Source organism: Flavobacterium plurextorum, assembly GCF_024638035.1.
Lineage (GTDB): Bacteria > Bacteroidota > Bacteroidia > Flavobacteriales > Flavobacteriaceae > Flavobacterium > Flavobacterium plurextorum.
The window spans coordinates 3,558,420-3,584,995 of record NZ_CP100442.1; the positions used below are offsets into that span (position 1 = coordinate 3,558,420).

Here is a 26,576-nt window from a genome sequence, read left to right on the forward strand (position 1 = left end):
TCTTTTGATTTTGAAGGTTTTGTTATTTTTCTTTACTTTATGAAGCTAGTTCAGTTTCAACTCCGCTTGTAAGCCATAGAAATTTTTCGTTAAATGCAGATTTTTCAATCTCATTTTTTAAGGATTTTGCAGATTGTTTAAAATGCCACCAGCCTTCATAATGTATCGGAATTACAATATTTGGATTTAAAAGCTGCGTTGTTTTTACGGCTTCTTCGCCATTCATGGTTACTCGCAAGTTCTTTTTTAGATATGGAAACGCGCCTGAACCTAAGTGTAAAATAGCAATATCTACTTTTTTCTTTCTCTCTAATTGAACTAAGCCATCAAAAAATGGATATGCAAACAAAAACTGGAGAAAAAGTTAAGCTACATTTTTATAATTAGTTAGTTTATTAAATTCTTCAATTGTTTTATAGTTCAAAGCCGAATGTCTTCTTTTTTTATTATACCAAATTTCGATGTATTCAAAAATTTCAAGTTCCATCTGTTCTCTAGAAATCAATTTACTTCCATAAACCAATTCCGTTTTTAAAGATTTGAAAAAACTTTCAGCAACCGCATTATCCCAGCAGTCTCCTTTACGGCTCATACTTCTTGTGATATTTTTATAAGAATCCAATACATTAGTAAATTTTTTATTGGCATATTGGATTCCTCGGTCAGAATGGAATATTAATTCACTTGCAATTGTTCTGTTCTTTACTGCCATTTTCCAAGCCGTCATTGTAGTTTGTTTAGTGCTTAGTCCATTGCTTAAACTCCAGCCGACTATCTTTCTGTCAAATAAATCTAAAATGATGGTCAGATATAAAAATCCATCCTTTGTCTGTATATAGGTGATATCTGAAACCCAAGCCTTTGTTGGTTCGGTTACTGTAAATTCTCTTTTCAGGATATTTGGCACAACAAAATGATTATGTTTTGAATTGGTTGTTACTTTGAATTTTTTACTCAATTTGCTGTACAATCCTAACTGCTTCATGTATTTAGCTACAGTTATTCTGGATATCTGATATCCTTGGCTTTGGAGTTCCAGAGTAATTCTTGGGCTTCCATATCGTTGTTTAGCATTAAAGTATATTGACGTAATTTCTTCTTTAATCAGAGCAGTCTTCCTCTGTCTTTCTGATAGAATCTGTCGCTTCCAATTATAGTAGCTACTTGGACTTATTTTTAAAACTTTGCACATCTTTTCAATCGAATATATTTTTTCATGGTCTTTTATGAAAAGATAAATCATCGACCTCCCTTGGAAAAGATGCTTATAGCCTTTTTTAGAATATCACGTTCTAATTCTGTTTCTTTTAATTTTTTTTCAAGCTCATGGATTTTTTCCTGTTCAGGGCTAAGTTTTAATTTTCCTTTCCCAGGAAAACTTCCTGTTCCAAATTCTTGGTAATCCTGACGCCATTTGTAAAGCAAAGGTGCTGTTATTCCAAGTTCCTTGGCTAATTGTGAGATATTATCTCTTTCATAACTTAATTGGACTGCTTTCTCTTTAAAATTGCGGTCATAAGTTTTACGATTATCTTTCATGCTCTAAAGTTAAGATTTAGTTCTTAACTAGAACTCCATGCTAAGTTAGCACATCCAAACACTTTTTGCAAGTATGACCGGGAATGGGGGATTCTCTACAACGGCCGCTAGTATAACAAATTGGTATATGGGATTAGCTTCTGCTACACTTCCTATTGCGGAACCTTTTACACCAACAGTAATAACGATTACTAATACTGGAAACGTATACAATTATGGTATTGGGGGAGGAAATCAAGTTAACTCGCCACTTACTGGAGGACTTTTTGATATGTATGGAGGAGTAAATACGGCTACTGGTGTTCAGTATATTTTGCAAGAAAACGATCCAAGCAGACCTGTAGTTTCTAAACTGCCGAATGTTTTGGTTGCGGGAGCTTCTTATAATTATTCTTTCGATCTTGGAAATAGAGGTTCTGGCTCTGCTAATAAGTATATTGTATTGCTGTATAATGCTGATACAAAAATGCCTGAAAAAATAATAGAATCAGGTGTTTTAAATACACTGCCAGCAGTTTCTGATACACCTAGCTATAAAAACATCACGGGAAGCTTTATTCCAACATCATCAGCAAACTACTATTTGTTATTTTATCCATCTGTTTCAGGAGGTGCAAATGATGATTTTGTAATAGATCGTGTAGCTGTAGTTGGATCAGGAGTATCTGCTTGTGATATTGATAATGATGGTATTCCGAATTACTTGGATCTTGATAGTGATGGTGATGGTTGTCCGGATACTAAAGAAGCTGTATTGTATAATCATTCAACAGAAGCTTCTATAGCAGGAAATGTACAAAATGGCAGTGGAGGTGCTGTAACTTCTACTGTATCAACACCAAATGCTATGGTCCCTGGTCCTTATGGCAGCAATGGTTTTGCAGATGCTTTACAATTGGCATCTGATGCTAATGCTTATAAATATGTATATACTTATTTATTCTTGGCTACTCTTAAAGATATTAGCGCTTGTGATAATAAATTTTTAATGGATATCGATTCAGATGATGATGGTATTCCAGATGCAGTAGAGTCGCCTTCTTGTTTCTACACAGAAACACAGGCGATGGATATTACTGAGGGAGTAACTTCAGATTTTACTTGGCAGGCCGCCAATCCGCTTTCGAATACCTATGATGATAATATTGCAACAACTAACTTTGGAACAGTAACTCCTGCAATTAGCATTCAGAACAAAGCACTTATTACTTTCGATTTACCTGTGATAGATGCTGCGCTTATTGATAATGTAAAATTAAATGTAGGAAGTACTGCTTTTGGTACAGGAAAGTGGAAGTTACAAGGATTAGATCTTAATACTATGGTATGGACAGATCTTTCTGTTTCTGCTGGTCAAGCGATGAGTGCGGCCAGTACTACTTATACCTTTACTAATACTTTAATGCCTGCAACAAGATATTACTCTTATAGAATTATAGGAATTGATAATATTAATATTACTGATACAGCAAAATTAATAGAGTTCAGTATTCAGTATAAAAATTACAATCCTTCGCTGCATCGTACCAAAATGGGATGTAGTTCTGATCTAGATGGAGATGGTGTTCCTAACTATATAGATCGCGATACCGATGGTGATGGATGTCCAGATGCGGTAGAAGCTGGTATCAGTTTATCGTTATTAGTTCCTTCAAATTTCTATAATATTGGCGGTGAAGTTTCAGGTGCCCACGTTATTGTGGGCGGGAACTACAGTTCTAATGGTATGTCTGATGATGTAGAAACGACGCCAGATAGTGGTATTATTAATTATAATTCTACATATACCCTTTATGCAAGAAATAGCGCTTTTAACTTGTGTACAGATACAGATGGCGACGGTATTCCAGATCTTATAGATATAGACGACGATAATGATGGAATTCCAGATGCTGTAGAAAGCCCTAGTTGTTTCTATAGTTATGACGAAATATCTGTTCCTTCAACTGTAACAACGGCTGTTGCAAATACAGGTGTTTTAAGTAATGTAAACGATAGTAATAAATCAACCACTTTTGCTTTTACTAATAGTGCGACTAAAGCCAATGTTACCGTGTTTGAAATGACACCTCAGTATCCTTTGGAAGCAACAGCTATGGAGATTGAAATGAGCACTGGAGGGCAAACTATTTTTTCTGCAACGAATGCTTCATTAGCGATTGATGGTTGGAATGGTACGACTTGGGTAAACTTATTACCTGCGTTTACGCCACCTACGACAGGAATACTTAATTTCATGACGTTTACATTTACTCAAAACCAAACAGTAAAGTATAGTAAATTTAGATTACAAGGACTTGCCGGCACAGTAACAAATAATTTAGTTAAAGAAATAAGGCTAATTCCTGCAATTACATATGTAGCTTCTGCAAATCCTAAAGCAAGCTGTTCAGATGATTATGATGGTGACGGCATTCCAAATCACCATGATCTTGACAGTGATAATGATGGATGCTTTGATAAGTATGAAGCACATGTTACAGGTGCAACCCTTACAGGTACGTATACAGACAGCCTTACAGTCCCTGCCAATACAACAGGTGATGTAGGTGTTAATGGTTTATCTAATTCTGTTGAAACAGTTAATGATAATGCAATTTTAAATTATAACAATACGTACCAATATGCGATCAACGCTGCAATAAAATTTTGTACGGACACTGATGGTGACGGAATACCAGATTCAATAGATATTGATGATGACAATGATGGAATATTAGATACTGTAGAAGGAAATAGTGATGGCGAAATTGCAATAAAACCAACTTCGAACTCTTTTGCTTTTACTTCATGTTCAGCACCTGCTGCTGTGGTAAACAATACAGTTACTTTTACAACTAATGGAGGAGTTTTATCTACTGCTACGGCAGCGGATGGTTTCACATATGGAGAAAAGGGAACAGGTGTTGATGCAGGTGATAAATATTCATTAACTTTTGCTACACCTGTAATTTTAAGTAAATTAATGGTTAACTCTGTTTTCGCTCCAATAGGAGAGTTTACAGTGGTATACGATGACAATACTACAGCGACAAAACTGCCTGTTACAATTGTTGCTGGTCAATCGCCGGCAACATATGGATACACAAATGTTTCATCAAGTTTGAGCGTAAATATTGATGGTACTTATGGCCCTTATGTAGCCAACTATCTTTGGGGCGGTTCTTCAAACGGTCAGGGAGGAGCAATTCTTAGTTTCCCGACTTTAAGTGAAACAAAAAAAATAAAATCAATCACTTTCACAATTGTAGCTATTCCTACTGGTGGAACAGCTACATTAAATGGTCTTGTTGCTCCAATTCTTAGAGAAAACTGCAATTTAGATACTGATAACGATGGAATACCAAATAATCTTGATCTTGATAGTGATGGTGATGGCTGTACAGATGCTTTTGAGGCAGGAACGTACAATCAAAGTGGTGTGACTATGCAAGCAGGAAATCTTCAAAATGGTTCTGGCGGTGCAGTAACTTCTACGGTTAGCAATCCTGCTGCAGTTGTTGCAGGTCCTTATGGGAATAATGGTTTTGCAGATAGTGTAGAAACTGCAATTGATTCGGGAATTTATAAAGCTGCATATACATATTCTGACGCAACTACTGCTGCAGTTCATAATTGTTGTCCAATAATAACTAATAATACTATTAGTTCAAATCAAACATTGTGCTCTAATAGTACACCAGCGACATTAAGTGGATCATTACCAACTTTAACTCCAACAGGAAATACAGTACTGTACCAATGGATGAGCAGTATAACAAGTGCTTCAACTGGATTTAGCAATATATCTGGAGCTGTATCTCAAAACTATACATTCTCAGCACCTTTAAGTCAAACGACCTATTTTAAAAGAGTTGCTTATGTAACTGGATGTTCATCATCTGATAATACTTCAGCTGTAGTAACCATAACCGTAAATAGTGATACTGCAGGAACAGCTTCATCAACTCCAACGGTTTGTATAAATACTCCTATTACAAATATTACACATACTACAAGTGGAGCAACTGGTATTGGTACTGCTTCAGATGTTGATGCAGGAAAAATTACAAACAGTGCAACGGCTACAGGTAAAGATTCAAATAATACTACGGTAACAGTCACTTCTGATGATCCGTTAACACCAGCTCCAGGGGACAGCACCGTAATTGATCTTCCGCAATCAGGTAAGCTTGATTTAAAGAAAACGGCTGTATTTAATGATACCAATAACAATGGTATTGCCGAAGCAGGTGAGACAATCACGTACACTTTCACTGTTAAAAACACAGGAAATGTAACTATTACTGGAATCACAATTAATGATCCATTGGTAGCGGTAACTGGCGGACCGATCAGCTTGGCGCCGAATGCATCAGATTCAACAACTTTTACAGCTGTTTACACCATTAAACAGTCAGATGTTGATGCTGGAAAAATCACAAACAGTGCAACGGCGACAGGAACAAATCCATCAGGAACACCTGTAGCAGCGACTTCTGATGATCCGTTAACACCAGCTCCGGGAGACAGCACTGTAATTGATCTTCCACAATCAGGTAAGCTTGATTTAAAGAAAACAGCTGTATTTAATGATACCAATAATAATGGTATTGCCGAAGCAGGTGAGACAATTACGTACACTTTCACTGTTAAAAACATAGGAAATGTAACCATTACTGGAATCACAATAAATGATCCATTAGTTACAGTAACTGGCGGACCAATCAGCTTGGCACCGAATGCATCAGATTCAACAACATTTACAGCTGTGTATACCATTAAACAGTCAGATGTTGATGCAGGAAAAATTACAAACAGTGCAACGGCTACAGGAACAAATCCATCAGGAACACCTGTAACAGTTACTTCTGATGATCCGTTAACACCAGCTCCAGGGGACAGCACTGTAATTGATCTTCCACAATCAGGCAAGCTTGATTTAAAGAAAACAGCTGTATTCAATGATACCAATAATAATGGTATTGCCGAAGCAGGTGAAACAATCACGTACAGTTTTACAGTTAAAAACACAGGAAGTGTAACCATTACTGGAATCACAATAAATGATCCATTGGTAGCAGTAACCGGCGGACCTATCAGCTTGGCGCCGAATGCATCAGATTCAACAACATTTACAGCTGTTTACACCATTAAACAGTCAGATGTTGATGCTGGAAAAATTACAAACAGTGCAACGGCTACAGGTAAAGATCCAAATAATACTACGGTAACAGCAACTTCTGATGATCCGTTAACACCAGCTCCAGGAGACAGCACTGTAATTGATCTTCCAAAATCAGGTAAGCTTGATTTAAAGAAAACAGCTGTATTTAATGATACCAATAACAGTGGTATTGCCGAAGCAGGTGAGACAATTACATACAGTTTCACTGTTAAAAACATAGGAAATGTAACTATTACTGGAATCACAATAAATGATCCATTAGTTACAGTAACTGGCGGACCTATCAGCTTGGCGCCAAATGCATCAGATTCAACAACTTTTACTGCTGTTTATACTATTAAACAGTCAGATGTTGATGCTGGAAAAATTACAAACATTGCAACGGCTACAGGTAAAGATCCAAATAATACTACAGTAACAGCTACTTCTGATGATCCGTTAACACCAGCTCCAGGAGACAGCACTGTAATTGATCTTCCGCAATCAGGCAAGCTTGATTTAAAGAAAACAGCTGTATTTAATGATACCAATAATAATGGTATTGCCGAAGCAGGTGAGACAATTACATACAGTTTTACAGTTAAAAACACAGGAAATGTAACTATTACAGGAATCACAATAAATGATCCATTGGTTACAGTAACTGGCGGACCGATCAGCTTGGCGCCGAATGCATCAGATTCAACAACATTTACAGCTGTTTACACCATTAAACAGTCAGATGTTGATGCTGGAAAAATTACAAACAGTGCAACGGCTACAGGTAAAGATCCAAATAATACTACGGTAACAGCTACTTCTGATGATCCGTTAACACCAGCTCCAGGAGACAGCACCGTAATTGATCTTCCACAATCAGGAAATCTTGAATTAATGAAAATGGCAGTCTTTAACGACTTAAATGGTAACGGGATTCCAGAGGCTGGAGAAACAATTACGTACACCTTCACAGTTAAAAATATTGGAAGTGTAACTATTAGTAATATTACAATAAATGATCCAATGGTAACAGTAACTGGCGGGCCTATAAGTCTTGCTCCAGGTGCTAAAGATAATACCACTTTTAGAGCCGTTTATACAGTTTTACAGTCAGATATTGATGCTGGACAAGTAAGTAATTTAGCGATTGTTTCTGGAAAAACACCAGACGGAACACTTGTAACGGCAGCATCAGATGATCCGATGACAGCAACACCAAGAGACAGAACCATAACGCCGCTGCCACAATCAGGTAAACTTGATTTTAAGAAAACAGCTGTGTTTAATGATGAAAATGGTAATAAAACTGCCGAAGCCGGCGAAACGATTACTTACAGTTTCATTGTTAAAAATACTGGAAGTGTAACTATTAAAGGAATTACTATCAATGATCCATTAGTAGCTGTGACTGGCGGGCCGATAGATCTAGTGCCAAATGCATCTGACTCGACAACTTTTAAAGCTGTATACAAATTAACACAAGATGATGTAAATGCTGAAGGAGTAACGAATCAAGCCTTAGTTATAGGAACAGAGGCAGGAGGTATTCCTATTGCAGCCGTTTCCGATGATCCTTCAACTCCTGCTCCTGAAGACAGCACGGTTACTTTATTGCAGCCACACGGAGCTATTTCTTTAAAGAAAAAAGGAGAGTTTAATGATATAAACGGTAATGGTTCGGCAGAAGCAGGCGAAACGATTACATATTCATTTGAAATAAGTAATACAGGAGCGGTTGATTTATTAAATGTAGCGCTTGACGATCAACTTGAAGGCATTGTAATAACAGGCAAAACTATTCCAGTACTGGCAGTTGGAGCAACAGATTCAACTACTTTTAAAGGAACATATACCTTAACACAAGCTGATATTAATAGAAAACAAGTAGATAATCAAGCTGTCGTTTCAGCGAATACGGTAAAAGGACAAAAAGTTTTAGCTAAATCCGATGATCCTTTAACAGCTGCTGTGGAAGACGCAACAGTAATACATTTAAAAGCTTGTGAACTTATAGTATACGATATCGTAAGCCCTGATGGTGATGGCAAAAATGAAGAGTTGGTAATAGAAGGTTTGGATTGTTACACCAGCAACAAAGTAGGAATCTATAACAGATGGGGAATAAAAGTATTCGAAATGGAAAATTATGGAACAAACGGAAATGCATTTAATGGATATTCTGATGGAAGAGCCACTTACAAAAGAGGTCAAAAACTTCCTACTGGAACCTACTATTATATACTTCTGGTAATTGATTCAAACAATACCATTCACGAAAAAACTGGTCCTATATACGTTATCACAGATTAAAATACATTAGAAAATATGAAAAAAAGATTGTTTATTCTTGTTACATTAATCTCATTAAGTACCAGTTTTGTAAGAGGTCAGCAAGACTCACAGTTTACAAATTATATGTACAATACAATGAGTTTTAATCCCGCCTATACAGGCACAAGAGATGCGTTGAGTGTATTAGCATTATATAGAAATCAATGGGTAGGAATAGATGGAGCGCCAAAAACTATGAATTTTTCGGCGCAGGCGCCCGTAGGTAAAAAGCTTGGATTAGGTGTTAATGTAGTCAGTGATAAAATATTTGTGGTTACCGAATCTGCGGTAGATTTTATGCTTAGTTATCAAGTAGATGTTTCTTATAGAGGGAAATTATCATTTGGAATAAAAGGAGGCTTAAATATTTTTAATACCGATTTTACTCAGGCGAACACTGGACCAAAAGATCCAAATGATATAAATTTAAGTATAACCAATGAAGTTTCACCGCAAGTTGGAGTAGGAGCTTACTATTATACAGACTCGTTTTATACAGGTTTAAGTATTCCGAATATAATAGAAACTAATCATTTTAATGATTCAGAACGCAACGTAAAAACAGAGCGTCTTCATCTTTATTACATCATTGGAAAAGTATTTGACTTGAGTCCAGATTTAAAATTTAAACCATCTGGACTTGTAAAAGTGGTAACTGGAGCGCCAGTGCAAGTTGATGTTTCGGCAAATTTTTTAATTTCCGAAAAGCTGACATTAGGACTTGCTTACAGATGGGATGCAGCGTTAAGCGGCATGGCAGCATTTCAAGTTTCTGACAGATGGATGATTGGATATGCTTACGATTGGGAAACAACCAAACTAGCAAACTACAACAGCGGATCGCACGAAATTTTTCTGCGATTTGAACTGATATCTAATAGAAGTAAAATATTATCACCTCGATTTTTTTAATATCTAATTTATGAGAATAGTAAAAACTTTAAAAACTAGTTTTCTTTATTTCTTCCTTTCATTTTCCTGCTTAACGTATTCTCAAAATCGAGTAATTAAAGAAGGTAACAGAGAGTATGATAGGTTTGCATTTATAAACTCGAGAGATTATTACTTAGAACTTGCTGAGAAAGATGCTCCTCCGCAAGAACTCCTAGAAAGGCTAGGCAATTCCTATTATTTTACAGCAGATTATGTAAATGCTGCAAAATGGTACAAAAAGCTATTTGCAAATTACAAAAAAGCAAAAGCTGAATATTTATACCGTTATGCGCTTGCGGTAAAAAGTACTGGAAAGTATACCGTTTCAGATTCGTTAATGAATTCGTTCTATGCCTTAAAAGGAACCGATTTTAGAGCGCAGCTCTTTAATAAACAGCGTGATTATTTGAAAGAAATCGAAATGCAGTCGAATAGATATGAAATAAATAAAGTTTCATTCAATTCCCCTATGTCCGATTTTGCTCCAGCCTTTTATGGAGATTCCATCGTGTTTTCAAGCAGCAGAGGTCGAGTTTCATTAGAAAAAAATATCCATCTCTGGAATAATCAGCCATTTTTAGATTTGTACAAAGTCACAGATCTAAATAAAGAAAATAGAAAAAACACAGTTAAAGAGTTCGATAAATCAATAAACACAAAATTTCATGAATCGACAGCCGTTTTTTCAAATGATTTTAAGACCGTCTATTTTACAAGAAACAATTATTTTAATAATGTCTATCAAGAAGATTCACAAGGTGTTAATTTGTTAAAACTTTTTAGAGCAGACAAAGTCAAAGGCAAATGGATCGTTAAAGAACTGCCTTTTAACAGTAATGAATACTCTGTAGCTCATCCTGCATTAAGTACAGACGGAAAAACACTCTATTTTAGTTCTGATATGCCAGGTGGATTTGGACAAGCAGATCTTTATAAAGTAGAAATAAAAGGAACAGGATATGGTACTCCAGTAAATTTAGGAAGTTCCATAAACACAGAAGGACGAGAAACGTTTCCGTCTATTTCAAAAGATAATAAATTGTACTTTTCTTCTGATGGTCATATAGGTTTAGGCGGATTAGATATTTTTACTGCCGAAATAGATTCAAAAGGAATGCTTGGAGATTCCTTTAACTTAGGAAAACCACTTAACAGCAAGTACGATGATATAACTTTTATAATGAACAGTACTACCAGAATAGGATATTTTTCTTCAAATAGAGATAATGAACCCTATAATGATGATATCTACGAAGTACTGCAAAAGCAAGACATAATTTCAAAATGCAGTCAGTTCCTAAAAGGGAATATCAAAGATGCAAAAACGAATGAACCTGTCGCAGATACAGAAATTCAATTGTACGATCAAGATAACAAACTCATATCGACAACAAAATCTTTAAAAGATGGAAGCTACAGTTTTGATAAAGAACTTTTATGTCAAAAAGTATATTCGATACGAATAGCAAAAAGTATTTATGCTCCGATAGACTTGATTATCTCTACAGCTGGAATGACACAAGATACCATTCATGCAGATGTACTTCTGGAGAGAGAAACTTTAATTAAGAATACAGATTTAGCCCGAATAATGAACTTAAAGCCAATTAAATTTGAGTTCGACCAATCTAAAATTGCTGCAGAATCTGAAAGTGAGTTGAATAAAGTTATTGAAGTTATGCAGTTGTTCCCAGACATAAAAATTGAAGTTCGTTCACATACTGATAATAGAGGTACTGCAGTGTACAACAAAGCATTATCTGATAAAAGGGCCAAATCAACAATTGCCTATATAATCGAAAAAGGGAAAATAGATCCTAATAGAATATCTGGCAAAGGTTATGGCGAAGCTGTTCCGTTATACGATTGTGACAAAATTTTATGTACGCCGGAACAACACCATGCCAATAGAAGAAGTGAATTTATTATTAGATAATCTAATTTTCTTACTTCTTAGTTTCTAATAAATTACGCATAATAACAAAAGCTGTCTAGTAGACAGCTTTTGTTGCGTTTGCCCAGTAGTGGGAATTCTGTAAAATTTTTAATAGTATTTGAATGTTAAAATCTCTCATATATCGTAACTTTATGTGCCCAAATCTTTGTAATTATGAAAAAAATGAAAAATAGTATACAACTTTTGCTTGCACTATTTTTTTCTTCTTCAATGCTCTTTTCACAAAATATTAGGCACTTATCGGTTGACGAAGGACTTCCACAATCTTTTGTATCAGGCATAGTAGAAAATAAAGATGGCTTTATATGGTTGAGTACCAGAAATGGGCTTGCAAGATTTGACGGGCATAATTTCAAGATTTTTCAGCACATTCATAACGATAAAAATTCACTTACCTCAAATTTAATTGAACAAATAAAAGAGAGTGACAGTAATACTCTGTGGATAAAATATGAATCAGGGGAACTCGATAAATTCAATTATAATACTGAAAAAGCAAATCCAGCTATTACTCAGTCATTCTTAGAAAAAAACAATATAACAATAAGCAGAAGAGTTTGGTTTGTTGACCATGAAAATATACTTTGGTTTAGAACCAAAGACAGTAATGTACTTTGTAAAATAAATTTAAACGAGAAGAAAAAACTCGTAAACTATGGTTCCTACTTTAGTCAATTCGGGCCAATTTATAACATACTCGAAACTTACAATAAAGAGCTGTGGGTTTTAAGTAATAAAGCAATCAGCAGGTTCGACAAGAAAAAGAATAAATTCATTCCCGTAATAATACCATATCAACTTTTTCCTGAAGGATACAAAGAAGACGGAGTAATATTTAACGCCTTTACAGAAAGAAAAAATGGCGAGCTAATGTGGGCCGATAATTCTTTTATCTATTTTTTTAATCCAATAAAAAAAGAATTTAGAAAAGTAAGCCTGCCTGTAAAATCGCCATTTCCTGTAAGATATATAGATGCCGATACTGAAGGTAAAAAATTCTTTATTTTCGAAAAAACGATCTACGAGTACTCAGATAAAAAAGGTATCGTGAGCATGGCTAAAATAAAAATGGATGCCAATGCTCAAGCTTTTTTAGTAGATAAATCAGGTCTTTTTTGGGTAGCAGGCGATGCAGATGGCGTTTATACTATTGATACAAGTATAGATTTCGCCAGCTTTGACTATAAAGAAGGTTTTATTACAGATTTATTCAATCAGTATTATCATATTCCGGCCTTACAATTCTTTGATTGGAAGTTTTCAAATGCACCATTAACTCCTTCTTATTATGTGCGATCCGTAAAAATTAAAGATGGCGTTTGGATTGCCCTTAATCGAACAGTTGCATTATTTGATAATTATGGCAGTGTTGTAACAAAACTTCCTCAACTGCCAAAAGTTCCCGAAACACTTTTTGCACCTATAATCGGGTTTTCTTTATATAATGATAATCCAATAGCACTTGATAGAGAAAATTCTATTTATTTTTTCAATAAAGAAAAAAAGGAATGGGAATTATTTATATCGTTAAATACTCTTTCTGTCCATCCAAAGAAAAGAATTGTCTGCAGAGGAATGCATGCCGATATGCAAGGAAACGCATTATGGATTACAACTGAAGCACATGGATTAATTCGTATTGCAGTTGATACAAAAAAAGTTGAATTGTATCAAAAGTCAGAGAAAGGACTGCCTATTAATAATCTTATAAGTATAAGACCTGATTATAAACGCAAAGATGTATTGTGGCTGGGAAGTTCAATAGGTTTGATTTCTTTTAATACCATTACCCATAAAACAAAAGTTTTCTCAGTTGACGAAGGCTTTCCTGATAACTTCATTTACTTGATTCTTCCAGATAAATCGGGCAATCTATGGTTGGGAACTAACAAAGGGTTGGTGCGTTTTAACACCATAACTTACAGAACGAGAATTTTTACAAAGTATCATGGATTAAATAATCTAGAATTTAATCATTATCATCAACTGCCGCTTCCAAATAATAGAATTGCATTTGGAGGGCTAAAAAGCGGAGTAGTATTTAATCCTTCCAGTATAATGGAAGATACAGTGTCTCCTGTAACAGTTGTAACAGATATAAAAATAAACAACATATACATAAATGATCTGAGACCAAGTTTACAGCCGGCTCACACATTAAAGGATTTGCAGTTGTCTTATGAAGAAAACAATTTGTTCTTTTCATATGCAGCACTGCAATTTGGGCAGCCGCTTGGTAATCAATATCGATATCGACTTAAAGGTTATGATGATAATTGGGTTATGGCAGGAATTAAACGAGAAGCCGTATTTACTAAAATCCCTCCAGGAAACTATACTTTTCAAGTAACAGCAACCAATACTTCTGGAAAATGGAGCAGTCACGTAACATCTTTACCTATAAGCATAACGCCTCCTTGGTGGTTTAGCAGATGGGCGGTATTGTTTTACATTTTGATTTCTACAGCAGGAGTATTGTGGTATTTTAAATTTAAAATACATCAAGCTCTGATTAAAAAAGAAATTGAACTTAAAAGACTTGAAGCAAGTGAACTTCGAAAATTAAATGCAGTAAAAATTCGCTTTTTTTCTAATATAGCGCACGAACTTCGTACACCATTGTCACTTATTCAAGGACCAGCTGAACAACTGCAGAAAAGTACAAAAGATAAAGACCGTCTGTTAAAGATGATTACAAAAAACACCAACAGTCTTATCAACCTTACGGATCAACTTTTGGATATAGCAAAATTAGATGCAGGAGTTCTTAATCCTGAAATGATTTGGGGTGATATTGTTATCGTAATTTCAAACATTATTAGCGCTTTTGAACAAGACGCAGAAGAGAAAAATATCAAAATAATACTTGAGTCACCTGAAACTGCCGAGTTTTTATTTTCTGTAAATACGCTCGATCGAATTCTTTATAACCTTATATCTAATGCATTAAAGTTTACCGAAGCCGGCGGTACAGTAAAAGTTTCCGTTTTAAAACAAACAGTAGGACTAGTGTTAAAAGTACAAGATAATGGAAGAGGAATGTCTGTTCAAGACAAAGAGAATATTTTTAAGAGATATTATCAAGGAACTAATAACAGCAGTGAAAAAAAAGGAACAGGTATTGGTTTATCGCTTGTTCATGAACTTGTACAATTGCACAAAGGAACTATTAATGTAGAAAGTCGAACGGAATCACCGTCAGGAACAACCTTTAGTGTTTGGCTTCCATTTTCAATTCAAAGAACACAGGTTCAAAATGATGAAATCCCAGCAGCGGCAACAGATGAAAAAAAACATACCATATTAGTTGTTGAAGATCATCTAGAACTCGCACAGTTTATTGCGGATAACCTTAGAGAAATTTATAATGTAATTACAGCCAAAAATGGTAACGAGGGATTAGATATTTGTTTTGAAAAAATGCCCGACTTGATATTAAGTGATATTACAATGGAAGGCATGGATGGTTATAAATTTTGCAGAGCTGTAAAAAACAATACAACTATAAATCATATTCCAGTGATTTTATTAACCGCCAAAGCTGATATGGAAAGCAGATTGAAAGGTCTTGCGATTGGTGCCAACGATTATGTTACAAAACCTTTCAGCATTAATGAATTACGTCTTCGAATAAAAAATCAGCTGGATCAACAGAAAAAATTGCGAGACAATTATCATAACAGCTTGACAAAACCTTTAGAAAACAACATTAGAGTCGAAAATGAAAGCGATAAATTCTTGAATGAAATTTATAGAATTATCGATGCTAATCTTGATAATAATAATTTAAGTGTAGAAATGTTGGCTGAATCATTATTTATAAGCCGAGCCAATTTACAGCGAAAAGTCAAAATATTATTCAATCTTTCGGCAGGTGAAATTATAAATAGTTACCGTATAACAAAGGCAGCAGAGTTTCTTAAAAATGGTCATTCAATTTCAGATGTTGTGTACATGACTGGCTTCAATTCGCCGTCTTATTTTTCTAAAAGTTTTAAGGATTATTATAAAGTGACTCCAACTGAGTACGTTAAAAAATAGTGATGAGACAATTTTGCAACTTTTTGGGATGATTTTGATAATCAAAATGTAATAAAAAAATGACTTTTGATATGACCAAACCTAATTTTAGCAACGAATCTATTTTTAACGAATTATTACTTAATCTGCTTTTTTTACACATTCTCAACATTTGCAAAACAGTAGTTTCAAACGAGCAATTGACTCTTAATTAAAACATGAAATTTTGATGTTTACAGCATAATAAACTTCATAAGAGAAATTAAAATCAATTGACCATTTTTAAACGAAAATTTTTTGAATAAAATGAAATGTGAAAAAAAAAAAAAAAAAATCACAAAAAAAATGTGACGTAATCGCACTGCCGGTGTCTTAATAGAAGAGATGGTTTCCTTTAAGAATTAATATGTATTTGGGGGTACTCTATGATTTTTTATAATCATCTCAGTAAATTTGGAAGAACGGTGCCTTGGAATAATAATCCAGGGCATCTTTTTTAAAATTGTTAACGATTACAATTAAGTGCATAATACTTTTAAAAATAATTTTATTGCTTATAAGGTTTTTAATTGTTTTAAATATTGACAAATATGCCAATTGATAAAAAAATATTGAAAATCTCTGATGAAGAGCTTGTTTTACAGATAGCGGAAAGCAATAATTCTGACCTATTTGAAATTATATACGATAGATATGCCAATCTGGTATATCATAAATGCCTGAGTTTTGTTAAATCAAAATCTGAAGCACAGGATTTAGCGCATGATATTTTCGTTAAACTATTTGTTAGTTTAAAAACGTTTAATGGGAATTCAAAATTCTCTACTTGGCTTTATTCTATTACGTACAATTATTGTACAAACTATGTAACTAGAGACAAACAAAGCAAAAATATCCAAAGAGATGCCGATTTTGAAATGTTGGTAGATACCATCGATGATGATATTCTAGATGAAGACATTTTAAGCATGAATGCAAATAAACTAAATGTTGCACTTGATAAAATCGACGTAAAAGAAAAAATGATTCTCCTTATGAAATACCAAGACGAACTATCTATAAAAGAAATAATGAAAGTTCTTTCGCTTGGTGAGAGTGCGGTAAAAATGAGAATTCAAAGAGCTAAATTCAGTTTAATTGAAGCTTATCGAAACTAATTTTATTGACTTGAATAAATTCTGAAAAACAAAAAGCTTTAAGAAATTTTCTTAAAGCTTTTGTTGAATTAATAACAACTATTGTTTTTTGTATAAGCTGATTGTTTTACAGAGAAGATGAAGTTTTTAGCACATAAAATTGCTTGTCTAACATTTCTCGTAAGCACCTTTTTTTTACTTACTTAAATTTTGATCAAGATTTACTTTTGAAGAATCAATTTCTTTGTTATCCACAATATCAGAAAAAATATCAGGATACTTTACAAGAAGCAAATCAGTAATATCAGTGGAATTCTTAAGACGGGCAATATCTGCCATAACCCTTTTTTTTATTTCATCGGGTAATTTTTCATCATTTAGTATTTCCTTGAAAGGATTATTCATATGCACAACAATAATAATATTTAAACATCTTAAAATTTAAGACATCTTGTTAAATCTATGGGCTAATATACTGTAGACCAAAATAATGTTTTTCTGTCTTGAATAAAAATATACTAGACGTATTGATAAAAAAATCAGGTCAAATACACTTTGATCTAATTATCAAAACTAATTTTCTCACAATTAAATTGAAGCTAGTTAAATTTAGACACAAAAAAATGTATTAGGTCACAATTAAATATCATTTTTTTTTCTAAACTAAAGGAGAATTTTTAAAATAGGAATAAGAAAGATTCCTTCTGGGTTTCTAGAAGCTGTAAAATTTTATAAAAAAATACAAGGTATTTACTGCTTCTTAAAGATTTCTACATCTTTAACAGCAAGTCTAACAGCAAGCCAATCTTTAAATTTCTTTTGATCACTTTCGTTAAAAGCTCCTTTTCCATCATAGATTACAGCAGTAATTGTATATGTGCTGTCACTTTCAGTAACAAAATCTGTTTTTGTGACAGATAACGAAGAAATAGTAGGAAACAAAGTTTTAGTCTCCTTTAAGATTTGTTGATTATCAAATTTATTTTTGGCAAGTTCCTTTTCAAGATGCAAAACTTTTAAATCTTTCGCATCCATTTCATTTTCACTGCTTTTAATTTTATTCAGAAGATCATTTTTTAAAGGATCTTGTTTATCATCGATGTCCTGTCTGATAAGAAGTTCAGTTCCCTTTAAGTATTTGTTTCTGTTAAGTTTAGTTTTGAGTTCCTTTATTTCTTGCGGATCAAATTTTTTAGAAAGAAAAGCCAATTCAATTTTTTTCTTCTGCGGATTAAATTCCGTTTTCTTATACACCACTGTATATCCCTTACTGCTAAATTCATCATCAAGAAAAAGATCTACATTTTTTTTAAACTGCTGTTCTACATATAATGAAAATGCAAGATAACTGCTTGGTATTAACATACTCGTAGTAACCACAACTATAATAAGTTTTACTCTTTTTTGCTGTTTTTCATCAATTTGTTTTACCGGCGGATAATTCAAGTATTTTATAATCAAGAAAGTAGCAATACCAATAAAAACGCAGTTTATGATATACAAATAAAAAGCTCCCAGAAAAAATGTCCACTGCCCAGTTGCCAATCCATAACCCGCGGTACACAAAGGAGGCATTAATGCTGTTGCGATTGCAACTCCTGGAACAGGATTTCCTTTTTCAGTTCTTGTAATTGCAATAACTCCCACAATACCGCCAAAAAAAGCAATAAGAATATCATAAATATTAGGAGAAGTTCGCGCTAACAATTCAGATTGAACATCTTTGAAAGGACTTAAGTAAAAATAAAGGGTTGAAACTGCTAAACTTACAAAAGTTGCATTTAGAAGATTTCGTAATGATTTTTTTAAAAGTGCAAAATCATAAATACCCAATGCAAAACCAGCTCCAACAATAGGTCCCATTAACGGAGAAATAAGCATGGCACCAATAATTACTGCGGTCGAATTTACATTTAACCCAACCGAAGCGACCATAATTGCACAAGCCAAAATCCATAAATTTGCCCCTTTAAATTCAATGTCTTTTTTTACATGTTCAAGAGTTAAAGCTCTGTCGTTTTCACCTTCACGTAAATTTAAAATGTCTATAATCTGCTTCATACTTTCCCCGAGATTTAATTGAACCTAAAGTCACTTTATTTACTAATTTAAAACAATTTAAGGGATATAGCACTAGAAAAAGTGTTATTTATTCTCGATTCTCTTTTTAATATTAAACAGTAAAGACACTAAAAACAATCTCAAATAAATCATAAAATTTCGTATTTATTTTTATTTATGTATTTAACTACGTAGTTTCGCATAATAAAATTTATACTATATGAAACTTGTTATTAAACCTGTCGATAATCAATATTCGAACGACATTGTAGATTTGATATTAAACATTCAGCAAAATGAGTTTAATGTTGCAATTACAATTGAAGATCAGCCTGATTTGCTAAACATAACTAATTTTTATCATGCAGGAGGCGGAAGCTTTTGGGGTTGTTTTATTAATGATGAATTAGTAGGAACCATTGCTTTAATTAAGTTTGAATCGAATACAGGAGCCATTAGAAAAATGTTTGTTAAGAAAGAATTTAGAGGAAAAGAATTTTCAATTGCTCAAAAATTATTAGAAACTTTAATTGAATATTGCCAGCAGAATAAAATTGATGATCTATATTTAGGAACTGTTTCGATATTAGAAGCTGCATTACGTTTTTATGAAAAGAATGATTTTGTACGAATCGAAAAAGGAGAGCTTCCAGAAACATTTCCATTAATGGCTCCAGACAATGTTTTCTGCCATTTAAATTTAAAGAAATAAAAGATGAATATTATAGACGAATCAGGGATTTTGGCTCTTTCAACACGATTGCAGCGGCTTAGCGAGCAATTGCGAAAAGACGGTGCATTGTTTTATAAAGCATATGGTATTGATTTTGAACCAAAATGGTTTCCAGTAATTTATACTTTATACCATAAAGGAGTTCTTAGTGTAGTGGAAGTGGCAAATGAAATTGGTTATACACATCCTTCAACTATAAGTTTGCTTAAAGAACTGGAAAAACAAAAACTGATTCGCTCTAAAAAAGATAAAATCGATGAGCGTAAAAGACTTATTCAGCTCACTTCAAAAGGGCAGGAGCTGATCGAGCAGATGAAACCTGTTTGGGAAATTATGAAAAACGTGCTTACAGAGATTGCAGATAATCAGAATAATTTATTTGAGGCGATTAATGAAGCTGAAAATAAGATATTGCACCAAAGTTTTATTCAAAGAGCGCTGCAGTTAAAAAGTGAAGGAGAAAAGTAATAAAAAAGCGATCTAAATAAAGATCGCTTTTTTGTTTAAAGTATTTAATTTGATAAACGATAATTTAAGAATGATAAAGCCAACATGCTCCAAAAACTACTTCATTTGAATTTACAGCATCCTCAAATGTCGTCTTTTAAATGTACGATAAAAATTACATATTGGTTTTTTGTTTTGTCATAAAATTTTGTAAAATTTTGCTTCTTAATAGCTTTTTAATCTTATCGAACAAAAAATCTTTACCGCTTACTAAAACACTTCTGTTATAAGAGCAAAAGCTAAAAAAAAGCTTCAGAATTACTGAAGCTTTTAAAGGTTTTATACTTTTAAGATTAACGCATTGCGATTCTTAATTTTAGACCATATGAAACTAAATTTACTTTATTGGTAAAACCAGAATCAAATACACTGTTGTATCGCAAAACTACCGGCTGTTCTGGACTATATTGAACAAGGTTTTTGTCACCTTTATGATCAAAAATGTTATTTAAACCATAATCAAAGTAAACGCCTAAGTACAAAGAGTTTCTTTTTCCTATTTGTTGTTTTAAACCCGTTTCAAAGGTTGCTGAATAAGAAACATCGGCATCAAGATCTTGTTTGTTTGAAGAAACATTATCTGTATCAACAAAACCCGCAAATGCCGGGCCAAATAATTCTAAGTTGTATTGTGGATAGTAACCACTTGTAGTAAGATTACTCATAGATGTTTTGTAAGCACCATTTGTTGCAAATCCTATTTTAGCACCTGCTGCAAGATACAAACTTGAAGTTCCTGGTGTTTCAAACTGAATATTAACGGGAATATTGATGTAAGATAGATTTTGTTCTTCTCTTAAATTGGATACTTTATATCTAAATTGAAAAGGTTCATTTTCGTCATCTTTTGCGGAATACTGCCCACTAACCGATGAAAGTTTTGAGTCTGAATTGTAGGTTTGATATTCAACTCCAATCCCAACGCTTAAACCTTCATTTAAATAGTAGGAATAACGAAGACCAGCATTAACGCCATTTCCACTAACAGTCAGCCCAGAAGAATTTAAAAATGAAAACGGTCCTCCCAATGAAATCGAAAATTCCTGTTTCTTGTTTTGACTATAACCGTTCGAATGCACTATTAAAAATGCTGTAATTAGGAAAAAGGATTTTATATAACTGTTTATATATTTTTTCATCTTAAGATACATTATGCCCGTACCGTTTGTAAACAGCACGGGCAGATTTTATTATTTTACAATTACTTTGAAAGATTTTTTGATATTAGCACCTTCAAGTAAAACCAGATACATATTGCCTTCCGTTGTAGGAGGTAATTGTATTTCTGTTTTAACTGAAGATGATTTTACAGTTTTAATTAATTGACCTGTTACAGAGAAGAGACTAATCTGCATATCTTTTAAATCTTTTTCAGGAAAATCAGCTTCAATGGTAATCATTTTTCCTGTTTCAATTGGATTAGGATAAAGTTTAGCCTGAAGTGAATTTGTAAATGTAATTTTTGCACCGCAAGTCTGCAGTACTTTTCCATCTTTTGTAGTCATTTTTACACTGTATTCTGCATTAGGATCTAAAGCTGAATTTAAATCATTTCCTGCTGAATAATATTGACCAGTTCCTATTAATTGTCCATTTTTGAACCATTGATAAGAAACAAACTCATAACCGCCGTTAGTTTGAGGATTGTTGTTTACAAGAAGTACATTATTAAATTTCTGGTGAACAATATCATAAAAACTAAAAGGTTTTTCAACTGTAATAGTATACGTTTCTGAAGCACTTCCATCTTCAGAAGTGATTTTCACATTTTGACTATAAATTCCAGGTTTTGGCGTTTGAATCGTAAAATTCGCTGAAGGACTTATAACAGCATTTGTTTCATTTACAATAGAAACATTTGGATTATTATCACCACAAGCCATAACATGGTTAATTGCTTTTACAGGATTTTCAAAAACCTTACCTCCTAAAGTAATTCGTTTAATATCAATGTTGTTATTTAAAATTACCAGTAATTGTGAAACATCTGATGCAGGAAGGTAATTGTCATTTCCAGTTTGGTGAGCTGTGATTAATACTTCACCAGATCTTATTAGATTAACAACACCAGTTTCTGAAACTGCTGCAGGAGGCAGCGCGGTATCATATGTAAAAGAGTAACTTATAGGTAACTTCGAATTAGAAGCTGCAGTTAAACTAAAACTGTTATTTGCTCCAAGTGTTTTTTCTGAGAGTGCACTAAATGTAATCTGCTGCGCTGCTTTTTTAATTATAAGGTTTGCAGTAAGAATTACAGGAGTACAATTTGGACTGCTCGCAGATGGAGTTATTGTTGCTTTAACAGAATAAGTTCCAGCATTTACAGCGCCATTGTCAGCAGAATAGGTAACAGTAGCTCCGGCTGGAACATTTAAAGCTTTAACACTATGAGCATTTCCATCATATGTAAATTCTGCATCATTAAATGTTATCTGATCAAGAGGTGAAGCAAGTACTTTTAGTGTTTGCAATTGTGTTGTACTATTACCATTTCCATCATCATATTTCCATGTAATTGTATAAGTACCAACTGTAGAATAGCTCAAAGGATCTAAAGTTGTTGCTTTTAAAATACCTGCGCAGTTATCTTGAGCAGTTGGAATACTAATATCTGATGATAAAATAGAACAATAGCCTACAATATCTGGCAGATTTGCAAGAGCAGGTTTTGGTGCCGTTACATCTTTTGTAAGACCTATAATTACTGTTTTAGTCAATGTACAGGCATTTGTATCTGTAATAGTTACGGTATAAGTATTTGGACTTAATCCTGATACGGCAGCTGTAGTTTTATTAGAAGGCGACCATACATAAGTATATGTTTCTGTTCCTCCTGTTACCACTGCCGAAGCGGTTCCATCATTAGCGCCATTACAAGAAACATCAGTTTGAGATATTACTGCAGAAAGAACAGTTGGTTCAGTTATTTTAACGCTTGCTGTAGTTTGACATGAATTAGCATCTGTAACTGTAACTGTATATGTTCCAGGAGCAAGGTTGGAAGCTTTCGCATCATTTCCGCCAGAAGGCAGCCATGAATAGGTATAAGCTCCAGTTCCTCCAATCACGTCTACTGTTGCTGTACCATTATTTGCGCCATTACAAGAAACATTGCTTTGAGATACAGCCGCAACAAGTTCTTCAGGTTCTTTTATTGTAAAAATTTGAGTTTCAACACATGATTTACCATCCTTAACTGTTACTGTATATGTTCCAGCGCTCAATCCTGCTGCGGCAGCCGAACTGCCTCCATAAGGAGCCCAATCATAAGTATAAGATCCAGAACCACCAGTAGCAGTTACCGCAGCCGATCCGTTTGTTCCGCCTTTACAGCTTACATTATTTTGTCCCGCAGGAGATACTTTAAGAGCAGAAGGCTCAGTAATTGTAAAATTCTTCACAGTAGAACATCCGTTAGAAGATGTGATTGTAACAGAATAATTACCCGCAGTTAAGTTATTTGCTGTATCAGAAGATCCACCGCTAGGAGACCAAACATAAGTGAAAGGTCCTGGCGCACCATTAGGCACTACAGCAGCAGATCCTGTTGCAGATCCGTTACACGATACATTAACTTGCGATGTAACTGCATTAAGTGTATTAATAGTAGTTATATTAAAAGTTTTAGTCAACGTACAGCCATTTTGATCTGTAATTAAAACCTCATGTGTTCCCTCGCTTAAGCCAGCAGCAGTGGCAGTAACAGCTCCAGAAGGAGACCAGTTATAAGTGTATACTCCAAAACCTCCGCTAACAGCCACTGAAGCTTCTCCAAGAGTAGTACAAGTGGCGTTTATTTGACTTTGGATAGCTATTAACTCATTAGGTTCTTCAATAGTAAATACTTTAGTTAATGTACAACCTCTGGCATCAGTAATTAAACAAGTATAATTTCCTGCGGCAAGATTAGAAGCTGTAGCGCCAGTACCTCCAGATGGAGACCATAAATAGGTATAGTTTGATGTTCCGCCAGTTACAACAACAGATGCTGATCCAGTTGAACTGCCCTTACAAAGGATATTTACTCTCGATTGTGCAGCTTCTAAAACAGCTGGCTCTACAATTGGAACAGTTACTGTACCAGTACATCCATTAGCATCTGTAATAGTTACAATATAATTTCCTGGTGCTAACCCTGAAACCTTAGCTGTTGTTAAACCAGAAGGAGACCATGAATAAGTATATGCTCCAGTTCCTCCAGAAGGCGTTATTTCAGCAGTACCATTACTATTTCCATTGCAAGAAACATCTGTTTTTGTAAACGTTCCAGATATTGCATTTGGAGTTTCAATTTCAACACTTACCAACGTGGTACAGCCTTTTGAATCAGTAACAGTACATTTATAAGTTCCGGCCGGTCTGTTAGATATTGAAGATCCAGTACCTCCCAAAGGCGTCCAAGAATAGCTGTAAGCTGGTGAACCGCCAAGAACAGTTACGCTTGCGCTTCCATTAGAAGCTCCAAAACAACTTACTTTTGTTGAAGTTCCTGTTGCAGTAAGAGCAGCTGCGGGTTGCGTTATAGTAAAAGTTTCACTGGTTGTACAAGATTTTTGATCGGTTATTGTAACAGTGTATGTTCCAGCCGCTAAACCTGATGCTGTAGCGGAAACTCCGCCAGACGGTGCCCATGAATAACTATAGCTACCTGTTCCTCCAGTTACGTTTACAGTTGCAGATCCAGAAGCTTCACCATGACAGTTTACATTTACAGTTGTTCCTTTAGAAGCTGTTAAAGCAAGAGGTTCAGTTATAATGAATTCTTTTTGAATTGAACAGTTTTTAGCGTCAGTAGCCGTAACAGTATAAGTTCCTGCAGTAAGGTTGGAAGCACTTGCACCAGATGTTCCTACTGGCGGGTTCCATGAATACGAATATGCGCCAGTTCCTCCGGTAACAACTATACTTGCAGATCCTGTGGCATAACCGTTACATACTATGTCAGTTTGAGAAGCTGTCAGAGAAAGTGCGTCTGGTTCCGTGATAGAAAAATTTTGTATAGCTTCACATAATTTGCTATCCGTTACAGTAACACTATAGTTTCCTTTTGTTAAACCAGTTACGTTTTGTGAAGTCGCACCGTTTGACCACAAATAAGTATAAGGAGAAGTTCCGCCTGCTGCATTTACAGCGGCAGTTCCATTTGAACCTCCATTGCAGCTAACATTATTAACCACTCCTTTTGATGTTGTTAAAACAGGAGGCTCTGTTATAGAGAAAATTTGTGTTTTAGTACAAGAACTTGCGTCTGTGACAGTAACAGTGTAATTTCCTCTTGCCAGATTGTTTATTGCAGCGGTAGTTTTTCCATTAGACCAAGAATAGGAGTAAGGAGAAGCACCGCTCGAAGCAACAACCGTTAAAGAGCCATTTGAACCTCCATTACAGCTTACATTAATTTGAGAACTGGCAGTTAGTTCTATATCGCATACATTAATTACATTTACAATGAACACTTTTTCTAAAAATGCCCCCGCCTGATCTGTTGTTCTAATACGTATCGAATAGAAATTCTTTGCTTCAAAATCAGGACTGAGCCTTATTAGTAAAGTATTGCCAAAAATAGAAAAATAAGCATTGTCAACATCTCCAGTTCCAGATACTAACGAATAGTTAAATGTATTTCCTACATCTGGATCTGTGCTGGTTAAAACGCCTACGATGCTGTTGGCAGGTACGTTTTCGTTTACGGATGGCATTGTTAATACGAGATCAGTTGGAGCACTATTTGGCGGCGTAACGACTACACTTCCTGTACAATCTAATAGTGATGCAATTTCATCAAATCGTGAATAAGTTGCACTGGGAGCTGTTGCTGCTGTCGAAATGGCATAGAAATAAGGCTGCCCACCTAAAAGAATTACCCATCTGTCTTCAGGTGTTCCTAGTTCTTCTTTTAATAAAAATGCCAAATATCCTTGTGCCTTTTCGGCACTGCCCTGAATATCTACATTTGCATTGTAATAAACTGGTTTTCCATTAAGAGTTGGAATACTTGAATCTCCACCCAAAACAAAAGTTTGTGTTCCTGCAAAACAAGAACCAGTTATGGTAATGTCTTGTGCATTTGCAAAATAAGTAAAGAGAAAGAACAGAAAAAACAGTATTAATTTATTATTATATTTTTTCATTTGTATAAAATTTTATATTAGTTATTGCCAGCCATATATAGGCTGTATCAACAAAATTTTAACTATTGTTTGTTTACACAGA

At 34.3% G+C, this 26,576-nt stretch carries 13 protein-coding genes; 7 read left to right on the forward strand and 6 right to left on the reverse strand.

Going from position 1 to position 26,576, the window contains the following annotated elements; translation table 11 throughout:
• Nucleotides 1-37: 37 nt before the first annotated feature.
• A complete protein-coding gene (locus NLG42_RS15860; protein ID WP_257681531.1) occupies nucleotides 38-349 on the reverse strand; it encodes an MBL fold metallo-hydrolase in 312 nt (103 codons plus the stop codon).
• 15 nt (nucleotides 350-364) lie between these two features.
• Nucleotides 365-1,539 (reverse strand): IS3 family transposase gene (locus tag NLG42_RS15865; protein WP_257681532.1). Its coding sequence is split into 2 segments (ribosomal slippage): nucleotides 365-1,269 and nucleotides 1,269-1,539, totalling 1,176 coding nucleotides; the frame shifts between segments, so codons are not numbered across the junction.
• 73 nt (nucleotides 1,540-1,612) lie between these two features.
• Between NLG42_RS15865 and NLG42_RS15870 the strand changes: the two genes are divergently transcribed.
• The 5 genes from NLG42_RS15870 to NLG42_RS15890 all read left to right on the forward strand — a co-directional run bounded on the left by NLG42_RS15870 (nucleotide 1,613) and on the right by NLG42_RS15890 (nucleotide 17,083).
• On the forward strand, nucleotides 1,613-8,995 hold the full coding sequence (locus tag NLG42_RS15870) for a DUF7507 domain-containing protein (protein ID WP_257681533.1): 7,383 nt from the start codon (nucleotides 1,613-1,615) through the stop codon (nucleotides 8,993-8,995).
• A 15-nt stretch (nucleotides 8,996-9,010) separates the two neighbouring features.
• Nucleotides 9,011-9,928, forward strand: a complete 918-nt coding sequence (locus NLG42_RS15875; RefSeq protein ID WP_089057913.1) for a PorP/SprF family type IX secretion system membrane protein — start codon at nucleotides 9,011-9,013, stop codon at nucleotides 9,926-9,928.
• Between the two features lie 10 nt (nucleotides 9,929-9,938).
• Nucleotides 9,939-11,885: an OmpA family protein gene (locus NLG42_RS15880; RefSeq protein WP_257681534.1), complete on the forward strand. Its 1,947-nt coding sequence runs from the start codon at nucleotides 9,939-9,941 to the stop codon at nucleotides 11,883-11,885.
• Nucleotides 11,886-12,068: 183 nt separating this feature from the next.
• A complete protein-coding gene (locus NLG42_RS15885) occupies nucleotides 12,069-15,947 on the forward strand; it encodes a hybrid sensor histidine kinase/response regulator transcription factor (protein WP_257681535.1) in 3,879 nt (1,292 codons plus the stop codon).
• 569 nt (nucleotides 15,948-16,516) lie between these two features.
• Nucleotides 16,517-17,083 carry an RNA polymerase sigma factor gene (locus NLG42_RS15890; RefSeq protein WP_089057910.1) on the forward strand — a complete coding sequence of 189 codons (567 nt, stop codon included), beginning with the start codon at nucleotides 16,517-16,519 and terminating at the stop codon, nucleotides 17,081-17,083.
• Nucleotides 17,084-17,257: 174 nt separating this feature from the next.
• Here NLG42_RS15890 and NLG42_RS15895 read toward each other — a convergent pair whose 3' ends face one another.
• Both NLG42_RS15895 and NLG42_RS15900 read right to left on the reverse strand, forming a co-directional pair.
• Nucleotides 17,258-17,467: a hypothetical protein gene (locus NLG42_RS15895; RefSeq protein WP_089057909.1), complete on the reverse strand. Its 210-nt coding sequence runs from the start codon at nucleotides 17,465-17,467 to the stop codon at nucleotides 17,258-17,260.
• A 345-nt stretch (nucleotides 17,468-17,812) separates the two neighbouring features.
• Nucleotides 17,813-19,123 (reverse strand): DUF389 domain-containing protein, encoded by a 1,311-nt coding sequence (locus tag NLG42_RS15900; RefSeq protein ID WP_199170224.1) that lies wholly within the window; start codon nucleotides 19,121-19,123, stop codon nucleotides 17,813-17,815.
• Nucleotides 19,124-19,343: 220 nt separating this feature from the next.
• On the opposite strand from NLG42_RS15900, the gene NLG42_RS15905 reads away from it, so the two are divergent.
• Together NLG42_RS15905 and NLG42_RS15910 are read left to right on the forward strand one after the other, a co-directional pair.
• Nucleotides 19,344-19,835, forward strand: coding sequence for a GNAT family N-acetyltransferase (locus NLG42_RS15905; RefSeq protein WP_257681536.1), 492 nt, complete (start codon nucleotides 19,344-19,346; stop codon nucleotides 19,833-19,835).
• A 3-nt stretch (nucleotides 19,836-19,838) separates the two neighbouring features.
• Nucleotides 19,839-20,324 carry a MarR family winged helix-turn-helix transcriptional regulator gene (locus NLG42_RS15910; RefSeq protein WP_099718216.1) on the forward strand — a complete coding sequence of 162 codons (486 nt, stop codon included), beginning with the start codon at nucleotides 19,839-19,841 and terminating at the stop codon, nucleotides 20,322-20,324.
• Between the two features lie 332 nt (nucleotides 20,325-20,656).
• Here NLG42_RS15910 and NLG42_RS15915 read toward each other — a convergent pair whose 3' ends face one another.
• Together NLG42_RS15915 and NLG42_RS15920 are read right to left on the reverse strand one after the other, a co-directional pair.
• Complete coding sequence (locus tag NLG42_RS15915) at nucleotides 20,657-21,502, reverse strand: outer membrane beta-barrel protein (RefSeq protein WP_089057906.1); 846 nt, start codon at nucleotides 21,500-21,502, stop codon at nucleotides 20,657-20,659.
• 51 nt (nucleotides 21,503-21,553) lie between these two features.
• Nucleotides 21,554-26,494: a T9SS type A sorting domain-containing protein gene (locus NLG42_RS15920; RefSeq protein WP_257681537.1), complete on the reverse strand. Its 4,941-nt coding sequence runs from the start codon at nucleotides 26,492-26,494 to the stop codon at nucleotides 21,554-21,556.
• Between the last annotated feature and the right edge of the window lie 82 nt (nucleotides 26,495-26,576).

Excerpts from the sequence above, each read along its gene's own strand:
- NLG42_RS15915 (WP_089057906.1), bottom strand. The coding sequence starts at position 21,502 with ATGAAAAAATATATAAACAGTTATATAAAATCCTTTTTCCTAATTACA.
- NLG42_RS15910 (WP_099718216.1), top strand. The coding sequence starts at position 19,839 with ATGAATATTATAGACGAATCAGGGATTTTGGCTCTTTCAACACGATTG.
- NLG42_RS15875 (WP_089057913.1), top strand. The coding sequence starts at position 9,011 with ATGAAAAAAAGATTGTTTATTCTTGTTACATTAATCTCATTAAGTACC.
- NLG42_RS15905 (WP_257681536.1), top strand. The coding sequence starts at position 19,344 with ATGAAACTTGTTATTAAACCTGTCGATAATCAATATTCGAACGACATT.
- NLG42_RS15885 (WP_257681535.1), top strand. The coding sequence starts at position 12,069 with ATGAAAAATAGTATACAACTTTTGCTTGCACTATTTTTTTCTTCTTCA.
- NLG42_RS15895 (WP_089057909.1), bottom strand. The coding sequence starts at position 17,467 with ATGAATAATCCTTTCAAGGAAATACTAAATGATGAAAAATTACCCGAT.
- NLG42_RS15870 (WP_257681533.1), top strand. The coding sequence starts at position 1,613 with ATGACCGGGAATGGGGGATTCTCTACAACGGCCGCTAGTATAACAAAT.
- NLG42_RS15880 (WP_257681534.1), top strand. The coding sequence starts at position 9,939 with ATGAGAATAGTAAAAACTTTAAAAACTAGTTTTCTTTATTTCTTCCTT.
- NLG42_RS15900 (WP_199170224.1), bottom strand. The coding sequence starts at position 19,123 with ATGAAGCAGATTATAGACATTTTAAATTTACGTGAAGGTGAAAACGAC.
- NLG42_RS15890 (WP_089057910.1), top strand. The coding sequence starts at position 16,517 with ATGCCAATTGATAAAAAAATATTGAAAATCTCTGATGAAGAGCTTGTT.
- NLG42_RS15920 (WP_257681537.1), bottom strand. The coding sequence starts at position 26,494 with ATGAAAAAATATAATAATAAATTAATACTGTTTTTTCTGTTCTTTCTC.